The 8,758-nt window shown below is 65.7% G+C and carries 8 protein-coding genes and 1 pseudogene; 6 read left to right on the top strand and 3 right to left on the bottom strand.

Annotated elements, in window-relative coordinates:
* Window positions 1–146 precede the first annotated feature (146 nt).
* Both O9255_RS13355 and O9255_RS13350 read left to right on the top strand, forming a co-directional pair.
* On the top strand, window positions 147–542 hold the full coding sequence (locus O9255_RS13355; RefSeq protein WP_297867357.1) for a hypothetical protein: 396 nt from the start codon (window positions 147–149) through the stop codon (window positions 540–542).
* A 119-nt stretch (window positions 543–661) separates the two neighbouring features.
* On the top strand, window positions 662–1,108 hold the full coding sequence (locus tag O9255_RS13350; protein ID WP_297867362.1) for a hypothetical protein: 447 nt from the start codon (window positions 662–664) through the stop codon (window positions 1,106–1,108).
* A 42-nt stretch (window positions 1,109–1,150) separates the two neighbouring features.
* Here the strand turns inward: O9255_RS13350 and O9255_RS13345 are convergent.
* A pseudogene (locus O9255_RS13345) lies at window positions 1,151–1,258 on the bottom strand (IS5/IS1182 family transposase); the annotation flags it as partial.
* 788 nt (window positions 1,259–2,046) lie between these two features.
* Between O9255_RS13345 and O9255_RS13340 the strand changes: the two are divergent.
* Window positions 2,047–2,460 carry a hypothetical protein gene (locus tag O9255_RS13340; protein ID WP_297867356.1) on the top strand — a complete coding sequence of 138 codons (414 nt, stop codon included), beginning with the start codon at window positions 2,047–2,049 and terminating at the stop codon, window positions 2,458–2,460.
* 174 nt (window positions 2,461–2,634) lie between these two features.
* A complete protein-coding gene (locus O9255_RS13335; RefSeq protein ID WP_297867355.1) occupies window positions 2,635–4,695 on the top strand; it encodes an endonuclease in 2,061 nt (686 codons plus the stop codon).
* A 25-nt stretch (window positions 4,696–4,720) separates the two neighbouring features.
* On the opposite strand, the gene O9255_RS13330 is transcribed toward O9255_RS13335, so the two are convergent.
* The gene (locus O9255_RS13330) at window positions 4,721–5,587 is read right to left on the bottom strand and encodes a sterol desaturase family protein (protein ID WP_297867354.1); all 867 of its coding nucleotides are present in this window, start codon (window positions 5,585–5,587) and stop codon (window positions 4,721–4,723) included.
* Window positions 5,588–5,681: 94 nt separating this feature from the next.
* Between O9255_RS13330 and O9255_RS13325 the strand changes: the two genes are divergently transcribed.
* Window positions 5,682–6,284, top strand: coding sequence for a TetR/AcrR family transcriptional regulator (locus O9255_RS13325; protein ID WP_297867353.1), 603 nt, complete (start codon window positions 5,682–5,684; stop codon window positions 6,282–6,284).
* A gap of 94 nt (window positions 6,285–6,378) precedes the next feature.
* Window positions 6,379–7,941, top strand: a complete 1,563-nt coding sequence (locus tag O9255_RS13320; protein ID WP_297867352.1) for a leucyl aminopeptidase — start codon at window positions 6,379–6,381, stop codon at window positions 7,939–7,941.
* 49 nt (window positions 7,942–7,990) lie between these two features.
* On the opposite strand, the gene O9255_RS13315 is transcribed toward O9255_RS13320, so the two are convergent.
* On the bottom strand, window positions 7,991–8,623 hold the full coding sequence (locus O9255_RS13315) for a PH domain-containing protein (protein ID WP_297867351.1): 633 nt from the start codon (window positions 8,621–8,623) through the stop codon (window positions 7,991–7,993).
* Between the last annotated feature and the right edge of the window lie 135 nt (window positions 8,624–8,758).

Below are 8,758 nucleotides of genomic sequence, written 5' to 3'. Positions count from 1 at the left end.
GAAACCCGTCCCGCTCACGTACCACGGCGCGGCCACGCCAAGGGCGGCCTCAAAAAGCTGCTTCTCGCTCACGTTGCCTCAGATAACGGTCCCAGACTCGGGTCGATTCTGGCTGCCACCCACTCGAAATTCAAAAGAGGCTGAAAATGATCAACTCAGCCATGCGCTTTGCAATGCTGTTCGTCGTCGGCATTGTTGCTTTTGGAGCCACCTCGGGCAGCGCCTCAGCGCAACAGCAACACACGTTCCTGTTCGCGGACCATAGCGAAGGAAGAACGGTGTTGGTGCCCACGGGGGACTTGCTGGTCACGCTTGAGATTCGGCGCGCGGGATTGAGCATTGCGGGCAACGAACGGAGCGAGATCTGCGCCACTTTCGAGAATCCGGGCGGAAGCGAGTGGAAAGGCGGATACCGACTGACGGACCGCGATGTCAATGACACCCATGCCTCAATTCGCATCCCGGCCTACGAGAGCGAAGTCAGGTGCGAGACGCTGAATCCGCAGATGATTTACTACGTCGTCCTGCGGCGAGATTGGTGAGATCGACAGGACGCTCGCGGCCGGGTCACGTGGTTTTTTGGGCGACGGGTCTGAACGGACCCGTCGTGCCAAGGCTCTACGAACAAACCCCTCGCGAAACACTCGAAAAGGTGGATTGAATGAGACGTAACACCACAACAACAAGCGCTCTGGCGGTCGCGATCGCCGCTGCTGCGGTGCTGTCCACCTCAGCCACCTTGGCTCAATCGGGTGACGACACGCTCTGGCTTGAGTGCCGAGAAACTTCCAGAGATGAGGACACGCATTCCGCAGGTTTTGCAAACGACGTCTTTGCCGTCAGAGCGAATAGCATCGTCTCTTACAAGCGCCAGGCCAATGGCGACCTAGACCGCTGGGGCGATTTGTGTGAACAGGAATCACCGACCTGTCGAATCAACGAGGACGAGATATTTGCAAGATTTTCGGTTCCTTCGGGAGAATATGTTTTTTCGGTAAACCGAAGAACAGGCCTGCTTTTTCTAAACAAGTTTACTGACGACGTGGCAGAGAGCTTCTGGGGTCAGTGCAGTCGCACCACGGACCCGCGCCCGCCTGCAGCGTTCTAGGCGGGGTGCAACTAATGCTGAGGCAATGCGAAGCCCCAGAGGAAGCGTCATCAACTGTGCGGCGTTCTTCGCGATGCCACCGGAGCGAATCTTCGCGTAGCCGAACGGCCGCTTGATTACCCGGAACGGGCGCTCCTCCTTCGCCCGCACGCGACCAAGTCATTGCTGATTGACCACCGTTCTCAACTGTCCAGCCGCTTTGAAAAGAGCGATCCGCTCCAAAGACAAGGAATTCTCTATGAAGTACAGAATCAATCGAGCCGGTTTTTTTGTTGCGCTTACAACATGCGTATTTGCCGGGCAAATCTCAGCCCAAGAAGCAGAACCATCCTGGATTAAGTGCGAACGTACTGAAAGCACGCCTCACTCTGATTCAGATGACAGTAGTTTTGTGCTAGATCCAATCTCATTTTATTACCGAGTCAATGGCGCTACCGTAGTAAGAATGTGGAATGACAATGGCGCTTGGCGCGAGGACTCGAGATGCGTTGGTCAGGAGTTCGATCACAGAACGATGGAAACCTTTGTTTGTACTGTGAACGAGAATACGATTTACTTCAGATACACTTATTCGACATTTCGAGACAAGGCTGAAGAAGTTTGGCTCGATGAGTCTCCCATTGTGGATTTTGATTTTTGGCTGTCAGCAAATCGTAGAGACGGGACGTTTGAATCAGGGCGGACAGAGGTACGCAACGGCGGGTCGACACGTGCGGCTGAAGATTCCAAGGGTACTTGTAGTCGCGTTGCAGATCCTCGCCCGCCCGCGAAATTCTAGCGCTCCAACTTAATGGCCCACTGCCGCTTGATGTCGCCGACCCACGCCCGCCTCGAGCATTTTGACGAAGTGTTCAAGAGCGGGTGGCACCCGAGCCCCAACGAAACCAGCCGTTCGTGGAATCGGCGAGCTGTCTTGTCTTCACACTCAGAGTAGCGTCATGAATAAGCTTGGTTTGCGACCCGCCTTTGTTTCACTGCCGCCGTCGGTTTTTCTGGTGTGCGCCCTCGCCCTTGGGCCCGCAGGAGCAATGGCCGCCCCAAATGCCTTCGGAGATTCCTCTTCGTCGGCGCCTTACGCCTATTGCTGGGCGACGCGCGAGGTCGAAGGCTCAGCCAAGCGCGTTTACTACTTCTCGCGGGTCTGGGCGATGTCCTCCGACGGCCCGACCCTCGGCTATCAGCCCCAGTTTCAAAGCTTCGTCAGCGCACGTTACTCGAGTCGTGGCGGGGCCTCCGCGCAGTGCCTGCGTTTTTTTGGACGGCAGGAGACCGAGCAGCAACTCAACAATCTTGCTGCGCAGGCGCGTCGTAACGGCAACGAAGTGGAGTTCACGAGTTGGTGGCCGAGATGACTGCCGGCTGGGCGATCTAGGTCCATGCAGCGACCCCTGAGCTTCTGGGCAACCAAGGCGCAGCGCTTTCAGTAGTCGCCCCGTTGCCGCACCGCGACGGGCGTCTGTCACAAAGCGACCCTAGACTGCCCGCCACTGCCGGCCCCCCGACGCCGGCACACCAGGGGAAAATCCGTGTCCTTCCGTCCGTTCCGCGCCCTCGCGGCGCTGGGCCTTGTCGCGTGCGTGCCCGCCGCGCAGGCCGAGGTCTTCATCAACGAGATCCACTACGACAATGCCGGGACGGACTCCGGCGAGCGCATCGAGATCGTCGCCACCGCGGGTGAATCGCTGAGCGGCTGGCGCATCCATCTCTACAACGGCACCGGCAGCACGACCGCCGCCACCGCCTACGACAACGATCCCGTGCCGACCGGCGCGCTCGCCACCTGCGGCGGCGCCACGGTGCGCTTCGCCACGTTGAGCTATGCCGCCAACGGGATGCAGAACGGCACGCATGACGGCATCGCCCTCGTGAACCCCAGCGGTACGGTCGTGCAGTTCATCAGCTACGAAGGCCAGATCCGCGCCAGCAGCGGCGTGGCGTCGGGCCGCACCAGCGTCAACCTGCCGGTCAGCGAAAGCGAAGCCACTGCCGTCGGCCACTCGCTGCAGCTCGGCGGAACCGCGAGCGGCTCCGCAGGCTTCACGTGGCAGGCCGCACAGGCCGCGACCTTCGGTGCCTGCAACCGCAACCAGAGCTTCGGCAGCGCCAACACGCCGCCCAGCATCACCGCCACCTCGCCGGCCAATGGCGCGACGGGCATCAGCCCGACGGCGACGTTGAGCGTCTCCTTCAGCGAGAGCGTCACGCTCTCCACCGGCGCCTTCGCGCTCAGCTGCGCCAGCAGCGGCAGCCACCCGCTCAGCCATGCCACCACGGGCAGCAGCTTCACCATCACCCCGTCGGGCGCCTTCGCCGATGGCGAGAGCTGCACGCTCAGTGTCACCGCCAGTGCGGTGAAGGACAGCGGCAACGCCTCGCCGGCGGCCAGCACCAACGTGGCCTACACGCTGGCCAACGCCGCACCGCGCGTCACCGCGACCACGCCCGCCAACGGCGCGACCAACGTCTCGCCGACCGCCGCGCTGAGCGTGGACTTCAGCGAACCGGTCACCGCCGGCACGACGGCCTTCGCGCTCAGCTGCGCCAGCAGCGGCATCCATCCGCTGAGCTATCCCACCACCGGCAGCCGCTTCACGCTGACGCCGTCGGGCGCCTTCACCGCCGGCGAGACCTGCACGCTGTCGATCAGCGCCGCTGGTTTGCGTGACGCCAACAACGCGACGCCCACCAGCAACACCACGATCGGCTACACGCTGGCGGCCGCCGCGCCGACGGGCTACTACAGCCGCGTGAACACAAGCTCGGCGAGCCAGCTGCGCTGCTCGCTGCACGAAACGATCAAGGGCCACACGGCCTATCCGTACTCGGCCAGCACCACCGACAGCTGGGACATCCTCGAGATCGCCGACGAAGACCCGGCCAACACGGCGCGCATCCTCGACGTCTACAAGAACCGCAGCTTCGCCAAGGTGACCGAGCGCGCCGGCACCGGCACGGGCATCACCTACAACCGCGAGCACACCTGGCCGAACTCGCTCGGCTTCAGCTCGCAGACCGGCAACCTCGGCCTGCCCTACGCGCCCTACACCGACACGCACATGCTTTACCTGTCGGACACCGCGTACAACGCCGACCGCGGCAACAAGCCCTACGCCAACTGCCCGCCCAGCGAAGGCTGCAGCGAGCGCGCCACCGAAGTGAACAACGGCACCGGCGGCGGCACGGGCGTGTACCCCGGCAATTCGAACTGGGTGAAGGGCCCCGACGGCAACGCCGGCAGCTTCGAGGTGTTCAACGCCCGCAAGGGCGACATCGCCCGCGCCATCCTCTACATGGCGATCCGCTACGAAGGCGGCGTGCATCCGGTGAACGGTCAGGGCGAACCCGACCTCGAGCTCACCGACGACCGTTCGAAGATCGTCATCACCTCGGCCTCGCCGGCCTACATGGGCCTGCTCAGCACCCTGCTGCAGTGGCACCAGCAGGACCCGCCGAATGCCGCCGAGCGCATCCGCAACGAAGCGATCCAGGAATTCCAGGGCAACCGCAACCCGTTCATCGACCACCCCGAGTGGGCGACGTCGGCGCTGTTCACCTCGGCCAAGCCGGCGAGCTGCCAGCTGAACTGAGGCGCCTCCCAAGCCCGCGTCCCGGTCATCCGGGCGCGGGCTTTCCGGGCATCGCCCACAGCGAACGCACGAAGGCCCGCCAGGTCGGCGCGGCACGCAGTTCGCGCCACCAGCGCCCGATCTCCAGCGTGTGCACCGTCCACGGGTTGCTGGAGTGGATCGGCTCGGTGAGCCCGTAGCGCACCGGCTCGTCCTCGCGCGCATAGGTGCCGAACACCCGGTCCCAGACCATCAGGATCGCGCCGTAGTTGCGGTCGATGTATTGCGGCTGCATGCCATGGTGGACGCGGTGGTTGGACGGCGTGTTGAGCCAGCCGTCGAACCCCGGCAGGCGGCCCACCGTCTCCGTGTGCAGCCACTGCTGCCAGGCGAGGATCACGCCGAAGCAGGCCGCCACCAGCAGCGGGTCGAAACCGACCAGCACGGCCGGCACGTAGAACCACGGCGAAAACGCGCCGTCCATGAAGGACACGCGCAGCGCCGTGGTCTGGTCGAACTGCGGCGAGCTGTGGTGCACCGAGTGCGACATCGCCCAATACGGCCGGAAGTGGTGCGCGCAGCGGTGGTCCCAGTAGTAGAGGAAATCCACCAGCAGCAGGCAGGCCAGTGCCGTCCATCCGGTGGTCGGGATGGACCACGGCACCAGCGCTGCCGCACCGCCCCACAGCGCGGTCACGAAGGCGAGCACCACGCCGCCGACCAGCAGTGGCGGCAGCGAGACGCTGGCCGAGGCCAGCATTTCCATCACGACCTTGCGATCCAGCGTGCCGGCCCGGTGACGGCGCCAGATCTCGATGGGGAGGAAGACCACGAGCAGGCCCGCCAGCAGAACGGCCACGAGGCCGAGCCACTGGGCGATGCCGCTGGGGGGGAAGGTGGGAAGGGCGTCCACGGCGGGGCTCCATTCAATGAGTGAGCGCTCACCTTATGAATGATCCCGTCGGCCGTCAAGCTAAACTTGAGCGGCCGTTCATCGAATCGTCGCCATGCGCACCGCCAACCCCGAACTTCAAGAACAGCGCCGCCGGCAGATCCTTCGCGCCGCCGGGCGGTGCTTCGCGGACAAAGGCTTCCACCAGGCCAGCATGGCCGAGATCGCCAAGGCCGCCGGCCTGAGCATGGGCCTGCTCTACCGCTACTTCGCCAACAAGGACGCGCTGGTCATGGCCTTCGCCGAGCTGAGCCGGGCGAATTCGGTGGCCCTGTTCGAAGCCCTCGCCACCAGCGACCATCCGAAGCGCGACCTCGCCGGCGTGGTCGATGCGATCCTCGGCGAAGTGCTCGATCCGGCCCTGCTGCGCCTGCAGATGGAAGTGATGGCCGAGGCCTGCCGCAACGACGCGCTCATGGCCTCCCTGCGCCGCGAGGACGCCCTCGCCCGCGATGCCCTGCTGGCCAGCATCGAGGCGCTACGCCAACGCGGCCTTGCCAAACCACCCGTCCCTGCGCCGGCTCTGGTCGAGCTCCTGAACGCGCTGTTCGAAGGCCTCACCGTCCGCCTCGCCATGCAGCCCGACCTCGACCGCGAGCGGCTCGCGAAGGCGACGCTGAAAGCCCTGGTCGCGCTCGTCGGCATCGATTCGCGCTGACCCGCCGATTCACCCCGCCACGACCTCGCGCCTCGGAGGCAAAGGCAGGATGCGGAACGGTTTCGACCGTCTTCTTCCTTACCGAGGTGCATCGATGCGACATCGCGTGGTCCCGTTCCTGGCCCTATCCGCCTTCTTCGTGTCGCCCGCCGACGCCCAGCGCGCGTTGGCCATCGCCGACTACGCCTTGCCGGAAACCGGTGCCGTCGCGGTCGCCGTCCGCCAAGGTGTGCCCGATGAAGGCGCTTTCGCCGCGCTGGACCAGCGCAGCGGCGGCGCCCTGCGTCGCGCCGTGCGCACGGCCGGTTTCCTCGGCGACCGCGGCACGGTGCTGAACCTGCCCGGCGTCGGGCCCTACGACCAGGTGCTGCTCGTCGGCACTGGCAGCGATCCGGTCACGCCGCGCCTGCTCGAGGACGTGGGCGGACTCGTGGGGCAGGCCGGCGTGCTCAGTGCCGCGCCCGAGATCACGCTGCTCTGGCCGGAAGCCGGGGTGCCCACCGCGGGCGCCCATCTCGCCCTCGGCGCCTCGCTGGGCCAATACACCTTCCGCCAGTACAAGACGCCGAAGCCGGGCGCGCCGGTGCTCGGCCAAGGCACGCTCACCGTGCGCGTCGTCGATGCCGGCGCCGCGAGCGCGGCCTGGCGCAGCGACTGGGCCCACGTGGCCGAGGGCGTGCGCTTCGCCCGCGACCTCAAGACCGAGCCCGGCAACGTCATCTACCCGGAAACCTTCGTCGAGCGCACGCGCGAGGCCTTCGAGGGCGTTCGCGGCGTCAGCATCGAGGTCGTCGACGAAGCGCGGATGCGCGAGCTTGGCATGGGCGCGATGCTCTCGGTGGGCGTCGGCAGCGCGCAGCCGCCGAAGCTTCTGCTGGTGCGCTACCGCGGCGCAGGCGATGCCGCGCCGGTGGCCTTCGTCGGCAAGGGCATCACCTTCGACAGCGGCGGCATCTCCATCAAGCCGGCCGACAACATGCGGCGGATGAAGCACGACATGGCCGGCGCGGCCGCGGCCACCGGCGCGGTTCTGGCGCTGGCGAAGCGCGGTGCCCGGGTGAACGCCATCGCCGTCGCGGCGCTCGCCGAAAACATGCCTGACGGCGAAGCCGCCCGCCCCGGCGACGTCGTGCGCACGCTGGGCGGCCTGACTTTCGAAAACCTCAACACCGACGCCGAAGGCCGCATCGTGCTTGTGGACGCGATCGCCTACGTGCAGCGGCAGGACAAGCCGTCGATGCTGATCGACATCGCCACGCTGACGGGTTCGCAGGTGACGGCGGTGGGCGACGAGTACGGCGGCCTGTTCTCGCGCGACGACGCCCTGGTGGCCGACCTGGTGGCCGCAGGCGCGGCCAGCGGCGAAGAGCTGTGGCGCCTGCCGCTGCACCCCAGCTACGCGAAGGATCTCGAATCGCCGATCGCCGACCTGCGCAACGTCGGCAGCGGTGGCCGCGCCGGCGCGGGCCTCGGTGCACACTTCATCGGCGCCTGGGTGGACCCCGCCGTGCGCTGGGCCCATATCGACATGGCCTCGATGGCGTGGCGCGACGACGCGCCGCTGCCCACCGTGCCGCTCGGTGCCTCAGCCTATGGCGTGCGCCTCTTCGACCGCTTCGTCCGCGACACGATCGAAGCACCGAAGCGCGCGGACTGACGGTCGCCAAGGGCCGGGGCGTCGGACGACGCCCCGGCCGTGACCGGCCTCAGGGCAGCGCGGGCGGCGTGGCGTTGTTATGGATGAACTTCTCGAAGATGCGCGAGTAGTCGCGCGTCGTATGGCGGTCGAGCATCGCGGCGTTGAGGTTGTCGAGCACGGCGTTGAAATGCGAGACCACCGCCGCTTCGCCCTGCAGGTTGCCGAGCTTCAGCATGCCGCCCATCGCATCGAGGGTGCGCACGGCGTTGTCGCGCGAGATGGCGTCGCGCGACTGCTGGCGGCCGATGGCGATCAGCGCCTTGTAGATGTCCTTCACCTGCTCGATGAAGCTCTTCTTGACGTCGATGCTGAAGTGCGCCTCGCCGATCGAGAACTTCAACTCGACGTCCATGTCCATGTTGCCGGCCGTCTCGATGGCGCAGTAGCCGATGCGGTTGCTGGCGTACTCGTAGCGCTTCACCGTGCGCTTGGTCGACACGGCCGATTCGCCGTCGACGTGAATCAGCGCCTGGTTGGTGAAGCAGTACTCGTCCTTCTTCGACTTGATCAGGAAGAAGATGCGCTCGCCGTCCTCGTGGAAGAGGTAGTCGTCGGCGTCGACCTTGTCGAACTCCGAGGCGGGGACGATGACGCCGATGTCGCTGATGCCGAGGGCTTCGGCGGCGAGTTTCTTGAACATGGGGAGGTCTCCTGAACGAGGGGATGGGGGAGCAACGATGGCCTGAAACGGGTGACCGCCGGGTTACGAACCGGTGAGCGGACGCCCCCCTGTCCACGCCCGGCCGACGCGGCGCGGCGATAATGCCCGACCGCG

It is taken from the genome of Silanimonas sp. (assembly GCF_027530345.1).
Classification (GTDB): domain Bacteria; phylum Pseudomonadota; class Gammaproteobacteria; order Xanthomonadales; family Xanthomonadaceae; genus Silanimonas.
The sequence above is the reverse complement of the archived record's forward strand: the minus strand, read 5'-3'. Positions and strand labels throughout refer to the sequence as shown.